The sequence below is a fragment of the Oceanidesulfovibrio marinus genome (assembly GCF_013085545.1).
GTDB classification, from domain to species: Bacteria; Desulfobacterota; Desulfovibrionia; order Desulfovibrionales; family Desulfovibrionaceae; genus Oceanidesulfovibrio; species Oceanidesulfovibrio marinus.
In genome coordinates, this window is sequence record NZ_CP039543.1 from 1,636,316 (window position 1) to 1,657,099 (window position 20,784).

The following is a 20,784-nucleotide window of genomic DNA, read 5'->3' on the forward strand; positions in this document are numbered from 1 at the left end:
CATGTCCCATATCATTGATTCGGAATTCTACGGCGGTAGCTGGTGCACGCCTGAGATGCGCGAGGTCTTCGACGACCGCAAACGCTACCAGCGCTGGCTGGACATCGAGGTCGTGCTGGCCGGAGTGCAGGCCGGGCTGGGCGTCATCCCCAAGGAGGCGGCCGCCGAGATCAAGGCCAAGGCCCACGTCGAGGAGCTCGACACCGACTTCATCAAGGACGAGCTGGCCAAGACCGGCCACTCCCTGGTGCCCCTGCTCAAGGCCGTGCAGAAGCGCTGCGAGGGCAACCTGGGCGAGTACATCCACTACGGCCCCACCACCCAGGACATTGAGGACACCGGCGGTGTGCTGGAGATGAAGGACGCCTCCAAGCTGATCTTCCGCGACCTGGCCAAGCTCGAATCCACCCTGCTCAAGCTGTCCGCCAGGTACGAGTCCTTCCCCATGGCCGGACGCACCCACAACCAGCAGGGCCTGCCCATCACCCTGGGCCTGAAGTTCGCCAACTGGGCGGCCGAGCTGCGCCGCGGCATGGAGCGCGTCAAGGACATGCAGAAGCGCGTGTTCGTGGGCATGCTCCACGGCGGCACCGGCACAATGGCCGGCCTGGGCGAGCAGGCCTACCCCACGGCAGAAGCCGTCATGAAGGAGCTGGGCCTTGCCCTGCCCCCCACGGGTTGGGGCAGCGCACGCGACATCGTGGCCGAGTACCAGACCGTGCTGGGCCTGCTGGCCGGCACCGTCGGCCGCATCGCCAACGAGATATTCCAGCTCGCGCGCACCGAGATCGGCGAGTTCCAGGAGCCCCTGGGCGAGCACTACGTGGGCAGCAGCACCATGCCGCACAAGCGCAACCCCGAGGTCACGGAGTTCGTGGTGGCCATGACGCGCGTGGTCATGAGCAACGTGCAGCTCGCTCTGCAGTCCATGGTGGCGGAACACGAGCGCGACACCCGCGCCTGGCGGCTCGACTGGCACTCCATTCCCGAGAGCAGCATGATGCTGCACAAGGCCCTGTCCGCGCTGGTCTTCGTGGTGGACGGCCTGGTCATCGACGAGGCGCGCATCACCGAAAACCTGGACATGCTCCACGGCATGCTTTTTTCCGAGGCGCTTATGTTCCAGCTGGGCAAGAAGGTGGGCAAGCAGACCGCGCACCATCTGATCCGCGACACCATCCTGGCCGCCACGGCGCCCAAGGGAAAGACCTTCCGCGAGCTGCTGTTCGAGAACCCGGATATCGCGGCCAACCTGACAAAAGACGAGCTGAACGAGCTCATGGATTACTCCAAGCACATCGGACAATCGGTGCGCCAGGTGCACGACGTCATCGCTACGGCCAAAACGCTGGGCGCGACCGACGAGGAGTTTTTACAATGTTGAGACAACGTTCCAGTGCGCAGGATGACGGGGCGTGTTGCCCTGGCCAGTCCACCTCGCACACAGGCCAGCCTCTCTGCGCGGCCAAGGAGACAGATATGGATCTGCACGAATTTTTCGCCAATGAAGTGAAGCCGGCCATGGGCTGTACCGAGCCGGTGGCTGTGGCCCTTGCCGCGGCCTACGCCGCCAGGGAGTTCGAGGGTGAGATCGAGTCCATCGACCTGGACGTCTCGCTGAACATCTACAAGAACGGCCGCGACGTGGGTATTCCCGGCGCCATGGGCCAGCGCGGCAACCGCATCGCCGTGGTCCTGGGCGCGCTGGCCGGCGACGCGGACAAGGGTCTGCTGGTGCTGGAAGGCATTCCGGAGACCGTTGTGGAAAAGGCCAAGGCCATGGTGGACGCCGGCGTGGTCAATGTCAGCGTGCGCGACGAAGGTCCCAGCATTTACGTGGCCGTCACCCTGCGCAACGCGGACTGCGAGGTCTGCGCCGTGGTCCAGGACCGGCACGATACGCTACGGAAGGTGACCAAAAACGGCCAGGTGGTCTTTGACAAGCCGGCGACCGAGGCCAAAAGCAAGGCCGGGCTGCCACCCTACCTGGAAGAGCTCATGACTCTCGGCATCCAAGAGCTGTGGGATCTGGCGAGCTCCATCGACAAGGATCTCGAAGGTTACATGCTCGAAGGCGTGCAGATGAACATGGGCGTAGCCAATCAGGGGCTGGAAGGCTCCTGGGGCCTGGGCGTGGGAGCCACCCTGGCGGAGCACAAGGACAACTCCGGCCTGCTGGCCACCGTGAAGAAGCTGGCAGGCGCCGCCGCGGATGTGCGCATGTCCGGCAAGTCCGCCGCAGTGATGAGCAGCGCAGGCAGCGGCAACCACGGCATCACCGCCATCATTCCCGTGGCCGTGGTGGGCGAGGCCGTGGGCGCTCCCCAGCGCCTCATCGCCGAGTCCGTGGCCTTCAGCCATCTGGTGACCGGCTATGTGAAGACCTACACCGGCCGGCTGACCCCCATCTGCGGGTGCTCCGTGGCTGCCGGAGCAGGCGCGGCCGCCGGCATGGTGCGCGTATTGGGCGGTACCCCGGACATGGCCGAACACGCCGTGGCCTCGCTCATCTCCTCACTCATGGGCATGCTCTGCGACGGGGCCAAGGGCTCCTGCGGTCTCAAGGTCTCGGCCGCCGCCGGCGAAGCGTACGCCGCCGCGCTCATGGCCATGGACAAGCGTGGCGTGCAGCAGGACGAAGGACTGGTCTCCCCGGACATCCGCACCACGTGCCTGGCGTTGTCCAAGCTGTGCACCAAGGCGTTCTCCAACACGGACAAGGTCATCGTGGAGCTGTTGCAGCTCCGGCCCGACAGCTAGAAAACACCGCTTCGAATTTCATGGCGCGGCCTGTTGATATGCCACCAACCTAGCCCTCCTGAGCGCCATGAACCAGCGCCCCCTTTCCATGCCATAGCGGAGAGGGGGCGCTTCAAGTACGCAGCATGCCGCACCGGAGCTGCCACGGCTCCGGCATCGCGCAATTGCATCAAGATATTTTGCAGGATGCCCGGAGGGCGTCGTACTGCCGGCTCCTACCCTGCCTTCTGCCCGTCCCCCTGGTCCTGCTTCTCCCGCTTCAGCCACCAGGAGACCACGGTCTTCGCATGGGCCAGAGCGTTTTTCAGCCTGGGGGTGAAGGTGATGCGCAGCCGCTCGCCCGCGCACTCCAGAGCGTGGATCTCCATGGAGTCCATAATCGCGTCCAGGCGGGAGTCTTCGCCGTCCAGCTCCACGCGGACCCGACCGTCCCTGTCCACCACGCCAAGCTTCTCGTTGAGGAACGATTCGCCGAAAAGCGTGTTGAAGGTGCGCGTCACGGCCATCTGCAGCGCGTTCATCACCTTGCCGTCCATGGTCACGTCCTGCCGGGCGATCCTGAAGAGGAGCACGTGCTCGTCGTCGGTCCAGACAACGCCGTCCGGCACGAGGTCCACATCGAAAGCGCCGCCGCCCCGGGCCGGAAAGCGGCCTGTAACGTGGATGAGACTGTCCTTGAGCCGGACTCGGAGGTCTTCCACGCCCTTGTCGGTCATGACCGAGGCGATGCGGGAGTCGAGCCGCGACAGCTCGCGGTTGCCAATGCCGATGGTGTGCGGTCCGGCGCAGAAGTCCGCAATGGCGTCCTTGCCTTTCAGGGCCTCCCGGCCCAGGGCTTCGGCTTTTTTCAGAAGATGCTGCAGTGTGCTCATACCATGCTGTTCCGCGTCGATGCGATAAGCCGGAGCGTGAAGGCGCAGCACGGCCACGCCCATGCGGCAAGGACTCGTTCCATGATAATCACCCCACAGGTTCGGGGCAAGGGAGGAGGCAACCATGGGCGGCATCTATCCAGGCATTAATGGACCGGTAGCCGACAGGGCGTCTCAGGATCGTGCGGAAATGACAACGGCGGGTCGGCAGTGCGGAGCGCGGTTCGCGCCCGACCTGGACGGCGTGAAGGGGCCGTTGCCGGCAACTAGTCCAGGACCCCCAGCTTGTCGCGGCAGTGTTCCAGGTAGCCGAGAACCTTCTGGTTTCTGCGAATAAAGTGCGGGGCGAAGCCGGAGAGCGTGATGTAGGCGCCAAAGTTCTCCCACGCGCCGTTGCTCTTGATCTCCTTGAACATGTACTTCTCCTGGTCGCTCCAGGTCTCGTCGTCCTTAAGTACCGTGGGCATCTTGAGACTGCCTTTTGCAAACAGCAGCCAGATATCGGCAATGCTGCTCTCCAGTCTTGGAAAGCCAAACGCCTTCTCTTCCGCCATTTTCACGTAGCTTCCCAGGACAAACCAGACCAATCGCCTTTGATTGATGTCGTAATTCGGTCCGGGAACGTTCTCCAGGCTTTTCAGGAGATAGAGGATGAAGTCCTTGTACGTCAGGAAGAACCCATACTTCTCTTTATAAATCTCAAAGTATGAGTCCACCAGCTTGTAGGCGATCAGCTCCATCATCCACGCACGCTGCGACTGCTTTTGCAGGCACTGTGCAAGGATGGTGACCAGATCGTGGTCATCGAGATCAAGCAGAACACTCAAAGGGTGCCCTGCTTTCCCTTTTCCACTAGAAGACATGTCCATATCCCCCCTGGATGGAACCAATGCCCTCGAATGCGGCTGGAATTGGACGAAACCACTGCGGAGCGGCGTTCCCCCGAATACCGACTCGATTGTGCCACACTATAGTCATATCAGCTAACAATAACAAGACATTCGTCCAGTCCGGCCAAAGCGCCGCTGTCACTGACTTAGATCCGGCAACGCAGCGGAGCCTACGGGAACGTATCGATGTGGCCAATACGCAGGATGCTTCGGCATGGAGATGCATGCGCCTTGGCACCGGAGGCTCAAAAACTAACTCCCGGCGATCAGGATGAACAGAGGGATAACTGCGATCCGAGTGGGGTCGTCAGGAAACAGGAAGGGCTCAGCGCAGGGCGTAGGAACGCATCAGCTCGCTCACGGTCCTGCGTACGGCGTCGTACATCGGGTCGAGGCCGTTGGGGAAGGATTCGGCGGCTTGCGACGGGGTCTGGCGCACGCCTTCTGCCAGGGCGCGGTCCAGCTCGGAGTGGGCGTTGATCTTGGCTACGCCGACACGGATGGCGGCGGTCCGCTGGTCCGGGGTGAGCTTGCTGGCCCCGTGCAGCACCAGACCGGCGCCAAGGCCGGCCAGCGCCTCGATGATTCCGGCGTGAAACGGCCAGTGCGCCGGCACGGACACTGCGAGCCAGTCCACGCCGGTGCGGGCCACGAAGTCCCGCGCCTCGTCCAGGGAGAAGACGCCGAGCGGGCCGATCTCCCCTTCTATCTCCACGCCGTGGGCATGGGCCGCCTGCACGCATTCACGTGTTCTGGTGATGTTCGATTCCAGATCCAGGGCCGAGCCGTCGAACATGACAGAGGTGCAGCCGGCGTCCAGGGCGGCCAGCACCTCGCCCAGGGACCGGCCATGATTGAGATGCACCGCCACGGGCATGGCTGTCTTGCCCGCGGCGGTGCAACATGTGGAGGACAACGTCTGGAAATCCACATCAGGCGTGTAGCCGATGCAGAGGGCGGCCGGGAGTCCGGTCTCCTGGGCGGCGGCGATGATCGCCTCCACACAGCCCCGGTCCCGTGCGGCAAAGCAGCCGAAAGCTTTGCCGGAACCGACGGCGGCCCGGAGATCGGACAACCCGGCCTGGGTCATCAGCTTGCCTCGAAGAAGGAGCCGGACGGCAGCGGCACCATGAGGAACTCTTTGAAGATGAAGTAGAACATCGTTACCACGACAACAGCCAAACCGGCGCTCACCAGGATGTTGCGCGTCGTCAGTCCTTCCTCACCCAGATACAGCGTCATAACGGTGAAGAAGAGGAAGCTGGACGGCAGGAACCCGAGAAACGGCATGATGGCCAGGTAGATAATGAGAATGACCAGGCCCACGACGACGTTGTTCCGCTCCGTGACGGAGGTGAAGAACTCGACCCGTTCCGGCTTGATGAAGCCCTTGATCAGCTCCAGCACGGCCAGGGCCACGAACACCGTCAGGCAGTAGTTGACGAAGATGCCGCCCAGTTTGCTGAGGTCACGAGTGGCGAAGAAGATGACCGCCGCGATGACCAGCGACGCACTGCCGATGAGAATGTCGGAGTTAAGCATTCTTCACACCCTCCTCGATATTGCAGGCGCAGCCTTCCCGCCGCTGTTTCCTTTTGTGTTTCCACGATGCGTAAATGGGCCACAGGGCGGAGAGCAGCGAGAGCGTGATAAGCACGATGCTGATGGGCCGGAAGACCATATAATGCACCACGCTGCCGGTCGCGTGACCTGCGAGCATGGACTGGACGAGCCCTTCCTCGACGAACGGTCCCAGGATCAGTCCCAGGACAATGGGCGCGGGGTGGAACTTCAGCTTGTTGGAGATGAAGCCGACCACGCCGAAGATCAGCATGATCCAGACGTCCAGCATGTTGTTGCGGATGGCGTAGGAGCCAAGCACCGTCATGAAGATGATGACCGGAGCGAGGAACCTGGAGGGAATGTTGATGATCCGCGAGAATACGAAGGAGCCGAAGCAGCCGATGATGGTGACAAAGAACGCCGCCACGAGCAGGGCCATCATGAAGGCGTAGACAACCTGGCCGTGCACGGTGAAGAGCTCGCCGCCGGGGCGCATGCCGTGGAGCATGAGCGCGCCGAGGATAACCGCGGCCGGGGGAGAGCCGGGGATGCCCAGGGTGAGCAGCGGAACCAGCGAGCCGGGAGCCATGGCGCTGTTGGCAGCCTCACTGGCCGCCACGCCCTTGATGGTTCCCTTACCAAATTCTTCAGGGTTCTTGTCCCATCGACATGCTTCGTTGTAGGATACCATACTGGCGATGTTGCCGCCTGCGCCAGGAGCAAAGCCGACCACGGTGCCGATGAACGCCGAACGGAACATGAGCACAGGCTTCTTGAACAGAGAACTCATGACCTCCCAGACAACGGAGAGCTCCGGCTTGGCGTTTTCAGACGAGTACTTGGCCTGGCGCTTGCCGATGACGCTGCCCAGGATCTCGGGCAGGCAGAAGAAGCCGATGAGCGCGACGATGAGCTCGATGCCGGCCTGCATTTCAGGATGACCGAAGGTGAGCCGCACGTCGCCGCCGATGGGCGCCATGCCGATGGTGGACAGCAGAAGACCCAGCGCGCCGGCCAGGAACCCTTTGAGCACGGAGCCCGTGGACAGGGTGGCGATGATGGTCAGGCCGAAGACGCCGAGCCAGAAATATTCGGGGGGACCGAACTTGAGGGATGCGGCGGCAAGGGGGGGCGCCGCAGTAAGCAGCACGATGTTTGCAACAAGGCTGCCGAAAGACGAGGCGACCGCGGCGGCCACCAGCCCGTGCTGGGCCATGCCTTTCTGAGAAAGCGGGAACCCGTCAAAGCTGGTGGCGATAGCCGCCGGGGTTCCAGGTGTGTTGATAAGAATCGCGGGTACCGCGTCGCCATACATTGCACCGACATAGATGCCTGCGAGCATGATGAGGCCTGCGGTCGGAGCCATCGTGAAAGTAAACGGCACCAGTAGCGCGAGTCCCATCGTCGCAGTCAAGCCGGGCAGGGCGCCGAAAACGATGCCCGCGAACACACCGATAAAGAGGAAGAGCAAATTAGCCGGAACGAACACGTGTTCCAGGCCTGCGACGGCAAGATCGAACATTAGACCTCCCGGAAGTGAATCTCACTTTCCATGCAGATATCCGGCAGGAGGGGCCATCCACCAGGACGGCCCCCTGCCGGACTTTTATCGGGTACTCTACTTCTTGAACTTCTCCACAACAGGCTTCCAGTCTTCAACCTTCTGCTGGATGTACTCAGCGGCTTGCTGCGCATCCAAGGCCATGGGGACAAAGCCGTCCCGGAGCATTTGCTCCTGCACCTTGGGATCATTGGCGATCTTCAGGAAAGCGTCCTGGAGCACCTTGATCTTCTCATCCGGGGTTCCGGGAGGGGCACCGGCGCCACGGTCAATGGAAGCGTAGAGGTTGTAGCCCAGCGACTCAAAGGTGGGGACATCGGGCATGGGAGCGAAAGGCTCCTTGGTGCCGAAGGCCAGTACACGGAGCTTGTCCGCGTGCTGATACAGGTCGTTGGAGTTACCCCACAGAGCCTGAACGTGGCCGCCCAGGAACGCGGCCACTGCGGGCGCGGCGCCCTTGTAGGGAACGTACGTGGTCTCGATGCCGGCCTTTTCCTGCAGCTGCAGGTTGGCGATGTGGTGACCGGACCAGGTGCCGGAGCCGCCCGTAACCACGGCGCCGGGGTTGGCTTTGGCGTACTGGATCAGGTCATCCAGAGTCTTGAACTGCGAATCCTTGAGTACGGCGAGCCCGATCGGAGTGGTCTGGAAGAAAGCGATGGGCTTGATCTGGGAGGTCTCGAATCCCGCGTTGCCGCGCGCCAGAGGCTGGAGCACGATGTGCGGCACGTTGATACCGGCGATGGTGTAACCGTCCGGCTTGGAGCGGGTGAGCTCCGCCCAACCAACGGAACCGCCGCCGCCCGGCTTGTACTGAATGATGACGCTGGTGCCGAGAATGTCTTCCAACATCGGCTGCTGACGGCGCGCCTCGAGGTCGGACTGACCACCCGGGTTAAAGGGAATCGTGTAGGTGATAGGTTCGGAAGGATAATCCTCAGCATGAGCAATGAGGCCCAGACCGAGCACCAGTGAGAATGCCAAGGCCATGACTATGAGTTTTTTCATGGTCCACTCTCTCCTATGGGCTAGGGTTTGATGCAATCCGCCATACTTCCCAATAAAGCAGGCAGTTCCTCCGGCGAATGACTGCTGGAGGAACTGCACTTACTACTAAACTTTTAAGCGCTCCGGTAGAGCTTGGTCATAATGAACTCCCGATGTTTCAGAGCTTCCTGCGCAGTCATACGGCCGTTGCAGGTACGACGGAGCATATCGAGAAGATTGTCGCCGGATTCCTCCAGGGTCATCTCGCCGCGGAGGATGGCGGAGCAGTCGTAGTCGATGTGCTCGCTCATGTCTGAAGCAGTGTTCGGGTTGGCTGTCAGCTTGATCACCGGCTCGATGGGGTTGCCGATGATGTTGCCCTGCCCCGTGGGGAAGAAATGGGCCACGAAGCCGGCAGCTGCGCACAAAGTGACCATCTCGGCCGCAGCGGACGACGAGTCCATGAACCAGAGGCCGGGGCCGGTGGGAGCCTCGGCAGGTTCCAATACGCCGACGTACCTGGCTTTCTTGCCGATCTTCTGCAAGTTGCCGAACGCCTTTTCCTCAATGGTGGTCAGGCCGCCCTTGATGTTGCCCTTGGTGGGCTGGGAGCCGGACAGGTCGTCAGTTTTGTACTCGTTGATGAAATCGTTGTACGCCTTCCAGGTTTGATAGAACTTCTCGCCGATCTCGGGGGTGGCGGCGCGCTCCTTGGCCACCATCTCTGCGCCGGTGATCTCGCTGGTCTCGCCGAAGCAGCAGGTCGCGCCGGCTTCCACCAGTTTGTCGATGGCGGCGCCCACGGTGGGGTTGGAGGCAAGACCGGAGGTGGTGTCGGACTCGCCACACTTCACGCTGACCCAGACCTCGGACAGGTCCACGTCCTCGGTCTGCAGCTCGGAGGCCCACTGTGCGTACTCTTTGGCCTTCTTGGAGGCTTCCATGATGGTCTTGTGGTCGCCATTGCGCTCGATGGAGAAGCCGGTCACGGGCTTGCCGGTCTCGGCGATGCCGTCCACGATGATAGAGGTCCACTCCGGCTCGATACCGATGACAACGACGGCGGCGACGTTGGGATTGGAGCCTATGCCGATGAGAGTCCGGAAAAGAAGCATGAGGTCTTCGCCGAACTGCAGACGACCATACGCATGGGGGAGCGCGATGGTGCCGTGGATATTGTTGGCCACGGCCTCGCTGGCTGCGTTGGAAAGGTCGTCCAGGGGCAGAATCGCAACATGGTTGCGGATGCCCACCCGTCCATTCTCGCGTCTGTATCCTTTTACTTTTCCAAGACCCATAGTCTTACCACCTCTTGGTCTTGAGATTCTGGGTGTGCACGTGGTCGCCCTTCTTGATGGAGGATACGACCCGGCCGATGTCGTGGCCGTACTTGATCACGGCATCGTCCGCATTGTGGTCGACCATTGCAATCTTATGACCAAGTGGAATGTCGTCGTTGGCCTGCACCTCGGTCGGTTGCTGGGTGTCCATGTACAGGCCCTTGACGCTCTCGCCAGCCTTGATGTCCACCGTGGCCACGCCAACAGAATCGGCTTTCTCGTGAACGAGAAATTGAATCATCCTGACCTCCGTTTGAGTAATTCTTAAGGCCCTCGTGTTACGACTATTCTCCGGAACCGCCCCCGGACGCGAGGGTGAAGTACGTAGCGTTCGCATTGGGCACCACACCCACGCGAACACGTCCTTCAAACGACTTCAGCCAGCTATCGATGCGCTCCTGCGGATCGGCTTTGGTCATCATGCAGCTTCCCAGAACCGATTGGTCGAGCTCCGTGGCCACGGCCACCTCGAACGCGTTCAGTGTCCGGCTGAAAAGGAACGCCTTGTGGGCGCCCATTCGAAAACCGTTCTGCTTGAAGTCTTCAAACACCTCGACAGGCTCGTCGAACCGACAGACATACTCGAAGTAGTCCTCGTCCCCGATCCCCTGGCCGCAGGATGCGAGCAGCAGAATCTTGCCGCCGGGCTCTGCCGCGCGCGAGGAGAGGTTCAGCCCTTTTTGCGCCTGGTACAGGCAGATGTCCTTGGGATGGCCGCCGCAGGAGGCGATGACGATGTCGTACTGATGCTCGATGGTGACGCCGTAAACCGAAGCGCAGACCTCGGCGCCGGCAGCCAGTACGGCCTCGGGATTGCCAGCCCACAGACCAACTACCTGCTTGTTCTTGTCCAGGACCACGTTCACGGCCAGGTACACCCCGGCCATGCGGCCCATCTCGTTGAGGTCCTCGCGCACCGGGTTGCCTTCGCGCACGCCGGCCTGGGCCTTCTCGTGGAACATCAGAGCGTGGTTGCCCTGGATGGTCTTGGCCCCGGCGCAGCCCACAGCCATGCCCTTGGCTCCACCCGTAAAGCCGGCGAACTGGTGCGGGTCCAGAAGGCCCATGACGATCTTCATGTCACCGTCGGCAAAGGCCTTGTTGACGAACACGGGCGTGCCGCGGCTCGTGTTGCCGTAGTCCGTCATGGGCGCCCGCTTGGCGTCGTGCGGTACGACGGTGTAGTCGGCCAGGACCTCTTCGGGCAGGATGCGCTCCAGCGCCTCCCTGTCGTGAGGCGGATGCAGCCCGCCGCCGACCACGATGGTCACGTCCTCGGGGCGTAGCGACGGATAGGCGCGGTGCAGACGCGCGAGAAGCAGCGGCAGGAGAGTCTTGGTGGGGAACGGACGAGTCTCGTCCGGTACGGCTATTGAGACTGAGGCCGGGGCGGCGCGCTCTTCCAATCGGGGAAGCTGGAGCGGGCGGTCGAGCGCGCCGTCCATTGCCTCAGCCAGATCCTCGATCAACGGGAGGGAGGTCGGTTCCAGAACATCGACCTCGGCTTGATCGGGGAACACTAAAGTCTTTTTTGAATGGCCATATTTGAGCGTGATATCCATGAATTCCTCGCTGGTTTCAGTTTTCTATGAGCAATGCATGTGCCATTTTTTCACAATCATCGAATTCGCTGAAATATAGTGCTTTTTTTCCGCCGAGCCCAATAATCGGCATCGCCGCGGTGCCCAATACCGGGCATTTTGCCCAATATTGGTCTTGATCGCGTCTTTTTTCTGTCATACGGTTGTAACACCCGTGGTTGCTGGGATAAGCCCTTTTTTCCCCAACTCCACATCGGCATAGTATGTTTTGAGCATTAAAAAAACTTAACAAGAACGGCACAATAAACGTGCCCAATATTCGGCGACCAAATGCACCTCAATCCAGCCACCCGCTATCAGGTCCTGCTCACCATCAACAACGCCCTGGTCAACCAAACCACCCGTGACAGCCTCTTCAAAGCCCTGGCCGGTGAGCTCGGCAAGATCTTCGAGTTCGACCGCCTTTCCATCAATCTTTACGACGAGTTCCAAGGATCACTGAGCTACTTCGCCACGGCCGAGGGCATCACCCCGGAGGCCATCGAGGGCGATTCCCGGCCCCTGGCCCAGGGCTCCATCGCCAAGACAGTGATCCGCTCGCGCGAGCCCCTGGTCATACCCGACCTGCGCAAGCACACCTACTGGCCTTCCGTGCAGGCCATGGTGAACGCCGGCCTCAATGCGACCATGGCGTTCCCACTCATCACCCGCGGCAACGTGGTGGGCTCCATGCACCTCTCCTTCCGCACGCCGCCGGAGCACATGGAGGAGCTGGCTGGATTCCTCAATGTACTTTCCGGACAGTTGGCCATCGCCGTGGACAACATGCTGGCCCACAGCCAGCTGACCGCCCTGAACCGCAGGCTCCAGCTGCAAAAGGACTTTCTCCTCAAGCAGTCGGAGAACATCTACGATCCCGAGAGCTTCTTCTACGTATCCACTGCCATGCGCAGCGTTATGGGCCAGATACAGATGATCTCGGAGACGGACGCCTCCGTGCTCGTCACCGGGGAGACCGGCACAGGAAAGGACTACGTGGCCCGCTACATCCACTCGCTCAGCCCGCGGCAGTCCAGCTTGTTCGTCAAGGTGAACTGCCCCGGCCTGGCCTCCACCCTGTTTGAGAGCGAGCTCTTCGGCCATGCCAAAGGCGCATTCACAGGCGCCCACGCAAAGCGTGTGGGCCGGTTCGAGATGGCCGCCGGGGGCACGCTGTTTCTGGACGAGATTGGCGACCTGCCCCTGCCGCAGCAGGCCAAGCTGCTGCACGTTCTCCAGGACAGGACCTTCGAGCGGGTGGGCGACAACCAGCCCATCCAGGCGGATTTCAGGGTCATCGCCGCCACGAACAAGGATCTGGAGCAGGCCATCCGCGACGACGAGTTCCGCGAGGACCTCTTTTACAGGTTGAACACCCTCTCCCTGCACATCCCGCCGCTGCGGGAACGCAATGACGACATCCCCCTGTTACTCGACCGGCTGTCGACTGCAGAGTCCGTTTCCCTCAACCGCCCTGCACCGGAGTTCAGCGCCGAGGCCGTGGAGATACTGCTCCACTACCCGTGGCCCGGCAACGTGCGCGAGCTGAAGAACCTGGTGAAACGATTGATCATCCTCCATCCGGGCAAAACCATCGGCGCAGGTATTGTGGAGGGCATGCTGCAGCCCGAGCAGACCGAGGAAAACTCGCTGTGCCGCTTCCCTTCCCTGGCCGAGATGGAAAAACGGCACATCGAAAAGGCCTTGGCCCTGGCCGGCGGGAAGGTGGGCGGACCCTGCGGCGCGGCAAAACTTCTGGGCATTCCCCGCTCCACCCTGCAGTACCGCATGAAAAAGCATGGCGTTGAAACCGCCGTGGCAGGCGCTTGATCCGCTGCGTTTATCTCTGAACTGGTTCCTATGATTGCATCTTTTGACTTGTGCCGAAAAGCACGATCTCGGTCGTCGCATCCCGCGCTCATTGCCGTGTCAGGTGTGTGCTCGTCCCCGACCGTTGCGGGCCAGCGCCTTCAGGAATACAAGCACCCTCATGGCTGAAGACCTCGCTCTTTTTTCCATAACGGCCACGGCCATTGTCATCGAGGCCGCGCCGTTCCTCCTGCTGGGATCGCTCCTGGGCGCGATCATCGAGGTCATGGTTCCGGATGAAGCCCTTGCCCGCCTCCTCCCACGGAACGCCGTGGGCCAGGTCGCCGTGGGACTCTTTGCCGGCATGATTCTGCCCACATGCGAATGCGGCATCGTGCCCATCGCCCGGCGGCTACTTCAGAAAGGCGTTCCACCCCGGACCGCCCTGCCCTATATGATGGCCGCGCCTGTGGTGAACCCGGTGGTTATCGCATCGACCCTCTACGCATTTCAGGGTGATGTAACCGTTGTACTGCTCCGGATTCTGCTGGTCATTGTGCCGGCTGCCGGTCTCGGGCTGGCATTGGGCAACCTGCCAGGGCATCTGGTTCTGCGGCAGGGTGCACTGCCATTGGACCACGGTTGCGGGGAGCACGACCACGGCTGTGGTTGTGGTTGCTGCAGCCACGCCTCGGGAAACCGACTCAAGGACATTTTCCTCCACACGGCTGCGGAGTTCGTTTCCATGGCCCGGTTCCTGGTTCTGGGCGCGGTCGTGGCCTCCGCATTCAAGACATTCCTGCCGCCGGCAATACTCACGTACATCTCGGACAACACGTTCCTGGCCATCGGCGGGCTCATGGCGCTCGCCATCCTGCTCTCGGTCTGCTCGGAGGCCGATGCCTTTGTGGCGGCGTCCCTGGCTGGCTTCCCTTTGACCTCCCAGGTCGCGTTCATGGCCATCGGCCCCATGGTGGACCTCAAGCTCGTGCCGATGTTCCTGGCTGTCTTCAACCGCCGGATCGCCATCGCTCTCACCGTTGTGCCGTTGGTCGTGGTTTTCGTGCTCGCGTACTTCCTGGCCCTGGGGGGCTGGTGACATGGCCTCGCTCGTCCGACTTCTGGAAGCATGCCTCCTGGCCTTGGCCGGGGCGTTCATGCTCGTGTTGGCCACGTCCCCCATGTACTGGCATTTCTTCAACCCGAAGTACTCGTGGCTGACATTCACGGCCGGCGCAATCGTCGCCCTGCTCAGCCTTGCCGGTTTGCTGCATCGTACGCGCACGCCAAAAGCAAGCGAGATCGCCAGCCTCGCAGTCTTCCTCGTTCTTGCCGGACTGGCCGTCACCCTGCCAAACCCGTTGTTCGACGTCCCTCCTTCCGGCATAACCAGCAGCGATTCATTCGAGCCGTTCTCCCAGCCGCCCGGTGACGCGCAAGCCATGGCCAATGCGGAAAATCCACCCGATACGTTTGGACTAGGCGGCGCGTTTCCGGCCAATCCAGGCGCTGACGTACCGGCGCCAACCTTCGATGTGACGGAGGAAGAAAACGGATCGCGGTTCACCATGGACGGGGTCGAGTACATCAAGACCAACATCGCGGAGCTGATCCTCGCCGAGCAGGAAAACCGCCTGGAGCCGGGCGGCGCGTACTCGGTGCAAGGGCTTGTGGCGCGAACCCCGGAGCTGGACGAGGCAGGCTACATCGCCGTCACCCGGCTATTCATCGTGTGCTGTTTCGCGGACGCCACAGGCGTCGCCTATCTGGTCGATGTGGATGACCCGCAGAGCTACACCCAGGGCCAATGGGTGCATGCAGCCGGAACGCTCGCGCCTGCCAAGACACTGCCGAAGACGCTGCCGATCGCCATACCCGGCGCGTTCACCGCCATTCATGGCGACAAGTTCGCCATCAGCGCTGCGCGCGTTGAACCCGGTCCTGTGCCGGGCATGCCGTTCCTGTTTGAGCTTCGTGGCAAGGAGCCCTACGTCTATTAGGACCTCTGAAAATGCTCTTTCGCCCCGTGGCAGGATCAGAATCGCCCCCACGCGACGGTCGAATATCATTGGAGATACTCCCTCCGTGCGGAGCCCGCCTTTCTTACAACAATCTTAAATCCCTGTTTTTGAGACAGCTCCTGGCGCCATAGGGTGCGGCGTTTATCGCGAGGCTTCGTTGAGCTCCTGGATGACCTCGTGCAGCTCGCTGGCCAGGGCCGTGACATTCTCGATCGCCTCGGTTGATCGCTCCACGCTCTGCGTTGTGCTCCGGGAAATGCCACTGATCTCCTCCGTGGCGCTATTGATTTCCTCGCTGGCTGCTGATTGTTCCTCGGCCGCCGTGGCAATGGATCGGACCTGATCGGCCGTGCTGACCACGGTATGCAGAATTCGTTTCAATGCTTCCCCGGCCTGATTCGCCAGTTCTGAGCTTCGACTTACAGCGGCGAACGCCGTGTCCATGGAGTCTATATTCGTGGTCGCGCCGTGCTGGATTCCAGCAATGGATGCGCCCACCTCTTCTGTCGCGCGCATGGTTTTTTCCGCCAGCTTGCGTACTTCGTCGGCCACCACGGCAAAGCCGCGGCCCTCTTCGCCAGCCCGCGCCGCCTCGATGGCGGCGTTGAGCGCCAGCAGATTGGTCTGGTCGGCAATATCGGAAATAACGCTCAGGATGGCTCCTATCTGCTCGGCCTGATTCCCCAGCTCAGAAAGGCTTGTCTTCATGGTGTCTGTTATCTGCATCACCTCGTCGGATGCGGTAACAACATCCGAAACGATCTGGGAGCCCTCTGTGGCAAGATCTCTGGCGCTGTCAGCGCCTTGTGCCGCACTGCCCGCATTGCGTGCTACCTCCAGAACGGTGGCGTTCATCTCTTCCATGGCCGTAGCTGTTTCGCTGATGCGCGACTGTTGCAGCTCCGTCCCGCTGGACATGGCCTCTGCCTGGGAAGAAAGTTCATCCGCAGCTTCTGCCAGATTGCCGGCAATGATGGAGGCGCGCTGTGCCACCCCAGCCATCTTCTCCACAAGGCGGGCCACATTTTCTTTTTCGGTTTGCGCTTCCTGCATGGCATCCTGCGCATGGAGCGTCTGGCGCTGAGCCTCGTCGCTCTGGGCCTGTGCTTTATCCATGCTGTTCTTAAGGTCCGTGACCATGGACGCAACGGAATGGCGCAACGATTCCAGCTCACCAGTGAATGAAAACTCCAAACAGGCCTCGTGGTGGCCATTGGCCACATCATGGGTGCAGCGTTGCAGGCTTTGCAGGGGGCGCATTATGGAGCGGATTGTGGATACAATGCCTACAATCAGAAACAAAGCCGCAAAGCTTTCCACAATGAGCATGGTGTTGAACAGGAAATCCTGCAACGTACTGGCTTTGTTCGTAAAGAAAGCCGCCAGTTCGTTCAGCAGGGGCTCAAGCGTCGCTGTGGTCTCGCTCAGACTCAGGCGGCTCTTCTTCAGTTGCTCAGCTTCAGCAACATAAGCGCTGAAAGCCTCTGCATATGTATCCAGAAGTCCATTCACCCGGGTTTTAGTTACGGTGTCCAGGGTGCCGGATACTTGGATATCGGCCCGCATGGCGCCGAGATCCTTTTCGAATTTGTTGAGATACTCCGGGTCTCCGCGAATAATATAATCTTTTTCTCGGCGGCGGAGCATGAGCATATCTGCCAAGAGCTCGTTATCGTTACGTTCCGAAACGGCTTCCTCGACCTGGTGGACCGCATCTCGCAGAGTGCCGCGCAAGCCTTTGTTCTCATCCAGCCCCAAGGTTTCCACAGCTTTCGCGGCACTCATGAAATGTTCGAGATATGATTCGAGCAAGGCGCCGGCTTCGGTCGCTTTTTCACCATAATCACTCTCCCGTGCAGCTATGGCTTCCAGCTGTGCCTGTGCCTGGGCTACGTGATGCTGCACCTGGTCGATATACTCCAACCTCCTGCGTTCAATGAAATTTTTTTCGTAGCGCCTGGCCTGCAACATGCCTACTTCGGCACTCAACGAATTTTCGCTGGCGGACACGGCCTTTTCGATGAGGCGGATGCCGGTAAAGGTCACTACGAAAATGGCAACCAGAGCAGTCAAAGCGATTCCACCGATTAGGTATAGCTTTTGTTTGATAGTCATACATCTTCTCGTCATCGATTATGGGCGATGGTTAAGGATGGCTCGCACTGAATACGATCAAGCTATGCATACCATACTTCTATACCAATATCGATGTATATGGCGAATAAAACAAACAAATGCGCACAGATTATAGGTGGCATATGAAATGTCTATATGGGCAGCGAAGATATATCGCCACGATTGAGTATAATTTCGGTTGGTAATCCAGGCGCATAGCAACATGTTCGGCCAGAGGCCATCTCCAGAGGCCTCAGTCGGATAGCGATGCACCCGAGCTGGACGAACGCCAGGAAGTTCTCGAAACGATACTCGTATCGCACCACCCGCCGCCTGAAGTCTGCAATCAGGCGAAAAGGCGTTCAACGTACCATCGTCTGCGATATCTCGAAGCGGAGTCACTCCATGCGGCGAAGCGCCGGCCACGTGCACGGCGACAGAAAGACCGGCAGCGCCCTGCCCTGCCACGTAAAAAAAAGCACGCCAATGACGTGCTTCTGAATAATAGTTTCGCACTCCCAGACTAGCCGCTTTCGCGGCAGCCTTTGCATGCTATCTTCAAATGCCGCTCAGGCGTCTCCGCTCTGGGGTTCTGCTGTCTGCGTTCTCTGGCCAGCCGCATCTGTCGGGCCTCCTCCAGCCGCTCCTGATCCGTCAGCATCCGCGCCTGCCGGCCTTCCCGGATGGCCGCAACAACCTCGTCACGCCTGTAGCCGATATCCTTGAGTAGCCGTGGGTCCATCCGCTCCAATTCGTGCAAGTACATGGCGTTTCGCCGCCAGGTGGATGCCTGCGCCACCATCCGCACGGGCAGCATAGCCAAGAAAACCACGATACGCCCCAATACGCCGAGCACATTCGCGAAACCCCAGATGATCATCATGACGTCCTCCCGTTGTCCAAGACGGTTGACCAGGCGGGTCAATTCCCGCTTGACATGGGGGATATGCTGATGCACTCAGCCAGATAAGACAAACGAATTGATTTTATGATTACCATTAGCGGAGATGATGATGGGACTTCCCGTGGATCTGCTCCAGACATTCGTGGCCGTGGCCGACGCCGGTGGCTTCACCAAGGCCGCCGAGGCGGTGAACCGCACGCAATCCGCCGTGAGCCAGCAGATCAAGCGGCTTGAGGAGGAGCTGGGCCGCGAGCTCTTTGTGCGCCAGGGCCGGAACATCCGTCTGTCCGCGCACGGCGAGACGCTGCTGCCCCACGCCCGGCGCATCCTCCACGCCCATGAGGAAGTCTACGCCGCGCTGGCCCAGCCGGACATGACCGGGCTGGTGCGCCTGGGCGCGCCGGATGACTATGCCATGTACTTTTTGCCCAAGATCCTGGCCCGCTTCTCGGAGGCCTTTCCCTTTGTCCAGGTGGAGGTGCGCTGCGAACCCAGCTCCGCGCTGCTCCCGGCTCTCGCCCGTGGCGAGCTGGACCTGGTGGTGGCCTCGTGCACCGGCTCCTCAGACCCAGGCAGGGTCATCGGCTACGAGCCTCTGGTCTGGGCCACCTCGGCGCATCACATCGTCCACGAGCAGACGCCCGTGCCCCTGGCCGTGTTCCAGCAGGGCTGCCTCTTCCGGCACTGGGCCACCAACGCCCTCCGGGCCATCCGCCGCGAGTACCGCATTGCCTACTCCAGCGCCTCCATCAACGCCATCCAGGCTGCCGTGAGCGCCGGCCTCGCCGTGGCGCCCATCGGCGTGCACTCCCTACCGCCCGGCGCACGCGTGCTCCGGGAGGAAGAGGGCTTCCCCCTGCTGCCCACAGCCAGCGTGAACCTGCACCGCAACCCGGAGTCGCGCTCCGAGGTGGTGGACTGCCTGACCGAGCACGTGACCGAAGGCTTCCGCGGCCAGAGTATTGCCACGTCAGAGCCACCGGACATTCAGGCCATGGCGGCCGCCTCCATCTGCAGCGTGTAGGGTTGTTTGCGCGCGAAATGCAGCGCTAAATCGTGAAGGGCTCTGTTTTACTTGTACTTGCAGGGTCACGCCCTTGCTCCATTATATCATCCCAAAGTGCCGAAAAGCCGCCTCTATTTGAGAGACCCTACCCGTTGGGCAAGGGTGCGTCCGGTTCGAATTGACTGGCGCCAACCCGTGCATTTCCTTCACATGTGCAACCCAACAGGTCTTTACCCCCTGACCATAATTCTGCCGAACCCAATCCTGTATTTGACGATATGTAGCCAATCTTTTCCTCCTATCTCAACCTATTGAGCTGCATTAGCGATATCATTCCGCCGCCTCGGCCACCTGCTCCGCCAGCGTCAGGAGCTGCCGGCTGTCGTGGAGCCCGTCGATGAACCGTTCCGGAATCCCGCCCAATCCGACCACAGCACCGGACATGGCGCCGGTCAGAGCGGCGCGCGCCATGTTGTTGCCACCGCTGTTGACGGCGTGGAGCACGGCGGATTCGAAGTCGCCCTCGAACCGGGCGGCAAAGTAGACGGCCGCCGGCATGAGCGATGCCAACGGGCAGGCCAGGCCGTATAGCCGCGCCGCTTTCCACGCCGGCTCGATGGCGATGGCCGGGTCCTTTGCGCACTCGCTGATCCAGGTGACATTGAGCACGTCGTCGATGAAGCCGTACTCGACGGTCTCTGCCGGAACCGGCATGGCCAGGGACTTGCCGGCATCGCGCAGCCCGTTCATCACATGTTGCTTGGCGTCCGGCATCGATGCGCCGTTAACCAGCGCATGGACCAGCAGGCCAAAGGCCACGGACCGGCCCGCCGTCTCGGCGGCGCGGTGGGTGAGGATCACGTTGGCTGTGATCGCATCGTAGCAGGCGCCCATATCCCCGGCGTAGCGTCCGGCCAGCACAGGCACGCGGATCGCGGCCTCGGCCGTGCTCGCCAGACTGCCGGACTGCCGCCACGGCTTGTTCACCTTGATCCGCGCGTGCCACACCTCGCGCATGGCCTGGTCTGTGTAGCGGCCCCCCTTGGCCGTACCATCCAGGATTTCGAGCAACGAATCCACCCGACCGGTGAAGTCGTCCTCGTCATACCCGCCCTTCTCGGCCACGGACTCCAGAAGCATGGCGGTCACCTGGCCGGTCTGCGAGCTTTCGCCCGCCTTCAGCCCCGCGTGGTAGCGCCCCTGCTTGGGCTCCGTATAACCGTCGATCCAGTCGCCGTAGTCCTGCCGTAACGTGTCGAGATCGTAGTACCAGTGCGGGCCAACGCCCAGGGCGTCGCCGATAAGCGAGCCCATGATGGTTCCGGCGATGCGTTCCTTGCGGCTCACGGACATGTGCAATCTCCTTGTCGCTGCAT

General features: G+C 61.2%; 19 protein-coding genes. 6 read left to right on the forward strand and 13 right to left on the reverse strand.

Going from position 1 to position 20,784, the window contains the following annotated elements; all coding sequences use genetic code 11:
* Position 1: 1 nt before the first annotated feature.
* Together E8L03_RS07375 and E8L03_RS07380 are read left to right on the forward strand one after the other, a co-directional pair.
* A complete protein-coding gene (locus E8L03_RS07375) occupies positions 2-1,384 on the forward strand; it encodes a class-II fumarase/aspartase family protein (RefSeq protein WP_144233873.1) in 1,383 nt (460 codons plus the stop codon).
* A gap of 95 nt (positions 1,385-1,479) precedes the next feature.
* Positions 1,480-2,760 carry an L-cysteine desulfidase family protein gene (locus E8L03_RS07380; RefSeq protein ID WP_171266972.1) on the forward strand — a complete coding sequence of 427 codons (1,281 nt, stop codon included), beginning with the start codon at positions 1,480-1,482 and terminating at the stop codon, positions 2,758-2,760.
* Positions 2,761-2,975: 215 nt separating this feature from the next.
* On the opposite strand, the gene E8L03_RS07385 is transcribed toward E8L03_RS07380, so the two are convergent.
* The 10 genes from E8L03_RS07385 to E8L03_RS07430 form a co-directional block, all read right to left on the reverse strand.
* Entirely contained in the window at positions 2,976-3,632 is a 657-nt protein-coding gene (locus E8L03_RS07385; RefSeq protein ID WP_171266973.1) for a hypothetical protein, read from the reverse strand.
* A 266-nt stretch (positions 3,633-3,898) separates the two neighbouring features.
* Complete coding sequence (locus E8L03_RS07390; RefSeq protein ID WP_144233870.1) at positions 3,899-4,459, reverse strand: hypothetical protein; 561 nt, start codon at positions 4,457-4,459, stop codon at positions 3,899-3,901.
* A 388-nt stretch (positions 4,460-4,847) separates the two neighbouring features.
* Positions 4,848-5,612, reverse strand: a complete 765-nt coding sequence (locus tag E8L03_RS07395) for a class II fructose-bisphosphate aldolase (protein WP_171266974.1) — start codon at positions 5,610-5,612, stop codon at positions 4,848-4,850.
* A complete protein-coding gene (locus E8L03_RS07400; protein WP_144233868.1) occupies positions 5,612-6,064 on the reverse strand; it encodes a tripartite tricarboxylate transporter TctB family protein in 453 nt (150 codons plus the stop codon). The genes E8L03_RS07395 and E8L03_RS07400 overlap by 1 nt, the downstream gene beginning before the upstream one ends.
* Positions 6,057-7,607, reverse strand: a complete 1,551-nt coding sequence (locus E8L03_RS07405) for a tripartite tricarboxylate transporter permease (RefSeq protein ID WP_171266975.1) — start codon at positions 7,605-7,607, stop codon at positions 6,057-6,059. Before E8L03_RS07405 ends, E8L03_RS07400 begins: the two co-directional genes overlap by 8 nt.
* A gap of 96 nt (positions 7,608-7,703) precedes the next feature.
* Positions 7,704-8,654 (reverse strand): Bug family tripartite tricarboxylate transporter substrate binding protein, encoded by a 951-nt coding sequence (locus E8L03_RS07410; protein ID WP_144233866.1) that lies wholly within the window; start codon positions 8,652-8,654, stop codon positions 7,704-7,706.
* A 113-nt stretch (positions 8,655-8,767) separates the two neighbouring features.
* A complete protein-coding gene (locus E8L03_RS07415) occupies positions 8,768-9,931 on the reverse strand; it encodes a UxaA family hydrolase (RefSeq protein ID WP_171266976.1) in 1,164 nt (387 codons plus the stop codon).
* Between the two features lie 4 nt (positions 9,932-9,935).
* Positions 9,936-10,214, reverse strand: a complete 279-nt coding sequence (locus tag E8L03_RS07420) for a UxaA family hydrolase (protein WP_144233864.1) — start codon at positions 10,212-10,214, stop codon at positions 9,936-9,938.
* Positions 10,215-10,257: 43 nt separating this feature from the next.
* Positions 10,258-11,493 carry a nickel-dependent malate racemase, LarAH5 family gene (larAH5, locus tag E8L03_RS07425; RefSeq protein WP_235896492.1) on the reverse strand — a complete coding sequence of 412 codons (1,236 nt, stop codon included), beginning with the start codon at positions 11,491-11,493 and terminating at the stop codon, positions 10,258-10,260.
* A gap of 58 nt (positions 11,494-11,551) precedes the next feature.
* Positions 11,552-11,713: a hypothetical protein gene (locus tag E8L03_RS07430; protein WP_153307158.1), complete on the reverse strand. Its 162-nt coding sequence runs from the start codon at positions 11,711-11,713 to the stop codon at positions 11,552-11,554.
* Between the two features lie 131 nt (positions 11,714-11,844).
* Between E8L03_RS07430 and E8L03_RS07435 the strand changes: the two genes are divergently transcribed.
* From E8L03_RS07435 to E8L03_RS07445, 3 genes are all read left to right on the forward strand, one after another.
* Entirely contained in the window at positions 11,845-13,383 is a 1,539-nt protein-coding gene (locus tag E8L03_RS07435; RefSeq protein WP_144233862.1) for a sigma-54 interaction domain-containing protein, read from the forward strand.
* 160 nt (positions 13,384-13,543) lie between these two features.
* Positions 13,544-14,461: a permease gene (locus E8L03_RS07440; protein WP_171266977.1), complete on the forward strand. Its 918-nt coding sequence runs from the start codon at positions 13,544-13,546 to the stop codon at positions 14,459-14,461.
* Between the two features lies 1 nt (position 14,462).
* Complete coding sequence (locus tag E8L03_RS07445; protein WP_171266978.1) at positions 14,463-15,362, forward strand: TIGR03943 family putative permease subunit; 900 nt, start codon at positions 14,463-14,465, stop codon at positions 15,360-15,362.
* Between the two features lie 162 nt (positions 15,363-15,524).
* On the opposite strand, the gene E8L03_RS07450 is transcribed toward E8L03_RS07445, so the two are convergent.
* Together E8L03_RS07450 and E8L03_RS07455 are read right to left on the reverse strand one after the other, a co-directional pair.
* Positions 15,525-17,498 carry a methyl-accepting chemotaxis protein gene (locus E8L03_RS07450; RefSeq protein ID WP_171266979.1) on the reverse strand — a complete coding sequence of 658 codons (1,974 nt, stop codon included), beginning with the start codon at positions 17,496-17,498 and terminating at the stop codon, positions 15,525-15,527.
* A 523-nt stretch (positions 17,499-18,021) separates the two neighbouring features.
* Positions 18,022-18,381, reverse strand: coding sequence for a YjiS-like domain-containing protein (locus E8L03_RS07455; protein WP_171266980.1), 360 nt, complete (start codon positions 18,379-18,381; stop codon positions 18,022-18,024).
* 130 nt (positions 18,382-18,511) lie between these two features.
* On the opposite strand from E8L03_RS07455, the gene E8L03_RS07460 reads away from it, so the two are divergent.
* On the forward strand, positions 18,512-19,426 hold the full coding sequence (locus E8L03_RS07460) for a LysR substrate-binding domain-containing protein (RefSeq protein ID WP_216367954.1): 915 nt from the start codon (positions 18,512-18,514) through the stop codon (positions 19,424-19,426).
* 312 nt (positions 19,427-19,738) lie between these two features.
* Here E8L03_RS07460 and E8L03_RS07465 read toward each other — a convergent pair whose 3' ends face one another.
* On the reverse strand, positions 19,739-20,761 hold the full coding sequence (locus E8L03_RS07465) for an ADP-ribosylglycohydrolase family protein (RefSeq protein WP_171266981.1): 1,023 nt from the start codon (positions 20,759-20,761) through the stop codon (positions 19,739-19,741).
* Positions 20,762-20,784 lie beyond the last annotated feature (23 nt).